Genomic DNA, 1,522 nt, shown 5'->3' on the forward strand with positions numbered 1-1,522 from the left:
AACATTCGAACACTTTTTGTTCTTCTTGATATACTATTCAATCTGTTTAAATGCCTTAGAGAGCGCAATATGACGGAGAAAAGACGCTTTTCACGCATCATCTACCAAGCTCCAGCTCAGTTAGAACAACGTGATTTGAGACTTAACGCTACGATTCAAGATCTTTCCTTACATGGTTTGCTCTTACAAGCCGAAGGCTTAGATACATTGAATCCTGCACTTTTGGTTGATGTCGGTTTCTCGTTCCACCAGTCTGAACAAGAGATTACGTTAACGGCACAAATCGTAGACGTCACTCAAGACCAAATACGGCTCAAGATCACCAACATCGGCATTGAAAGCATTAGCCAATTAAAACGATTTATCGAATTGAATGTAGGCAATAACGAACTTCTGAATCGAGAGTTAGACCATCTTTCCGATTTAGGGGAAAAATAAATCAACGCCTATTTAAGTAACAATAATTATGTCTAAAAAAATCATCATGCAGATCCCCACTAAAAACGGTGATCAGCAATTTTATTTGGGCCGCGGTTCGGTCCTAACCATATTAACTTCGATCATCGCCTTACCTGCCGTTGTCGGCGGGGCTTGGTATTTGAACCAGCAACAGATTCATAATCAGACAACGCTGGCGCAAACCATTACCAAACTAGAAAGCGAGAAAGCAGAAATCACAGCGCTCTATGAAGAGCAATTGGATACCAACCACTCACTCTCTCAAGCTTTGACGGACAAGAACAACCAGATTCAGCTGCTCGGAAAGCGCGTATTTGATGTGGAATCGGTACTCGGCCTTGCTGATGAAGAGCTGTCTATCGATGAGAACAACCTCGCCTTAGAAGAGCGAATTGATGCGGCAGCTATAGATTCTGCGGTTCGTGCGACCATGTTCCGTTTGATTCCGAATGACAGCCCAGTGACGTATCAACGAATCTCTTCTTCTTACGGCAGTCGGATCAATCCTATCTCAGGCAGAAGACACGTGCATACTGGTATCGATTTGACCTGTAAGCGCGGTGAAGAAATTCTCGCACCTGCAGACGGTGTGGTTGAAACCGTACGTCCAGGAAACAAAGGTTATGGTAACTACCTCACCCTTCGTCACTCTTTTGGTTTCTCTAGCTCTTTCGCTCACTTGAACAAGTTCAATGTCAAAAGCGGCCAGTTTGTTAGTAAAGGTGATGTCATTGCGCAATGTGGTAACTCAGGAAATTCAACCGGCCCACATTTGCACTATGAAGTGAGATTTCTTGGTCGCACACTTAACCCTCAATCACTAATGGAGTGGACGCCAGAAAACTTCAACTACGTGTTTGAGAAAGAGAAGATGGTGAAATGGGGTCCATTAGTTCAGTTGATTGATAATGTAGTGCGTCTACAAATCAACTTAACTAACTCACCCTACCGCGACACAACGATTAATACTGTTTCTAGTGAAGACAACAACGAAACGATTATTAACTGATGTCATTCGCTTGAAATAGAAAGATCAGCCTAGAGCTGCTCTTTTCTTTTAAGA

General features: G+C 43.0%; 2 protein-coding genes. Both read left to right on the forward strand.

What is annotated here, in order from left to right:
* Nucleotides 1-69: 69 nt before the first annotated feature.
* Nucleotides 70-438 carry a PilZ domain-containing protein gene (locus R8269_RS24150; RefSeq protein WP_005460291.1) on the forward strand — a complete coding sequence of 123 codons (369 nt, stop codon included), beginning with the start codon at nucleotides 70-72 and terminating at the stop codon, nucleotides 436-438.
* A gap of 28 nt (nucleotides 439-466) precedes the next feature.
* Nucleotides 467-1,468 carry a M23 family metallopeptidase gene (locus tag R8269_RS24155; RefSeq protein ID WP_005477915.1) on the forward strand — a complete coding sequence of 334 codons (1,002 nt, stop codon included), beginning with the start codon at nucleotides 467-469 and terminating at the stop codon, nucleotides 1,466-1,468.
* Nucleotides 1,469-1,522 lie beyond the last annotated feature (54 nt).

This window comes from Vibrio sp. Vb0667, assembly GCF_033391095.1.

What these genes read in the sequence shown, in the direction of transcription:
- R8269_RS24155 (WP_005477915.1), top strand. Translation starts at nt 467, where the DNA reads ATGTCTAAAAAAATCATCATGCAGATCCCCACTAAAAACGGTGATCAG.
- R8269_RS24150 (WP_005460291.1), top strand. Translation starts at nt 70, where the DNA reads ATGACGGAGAAAAGACGCTTTTCACGCATCATCTACCAAGCTCCAGCT.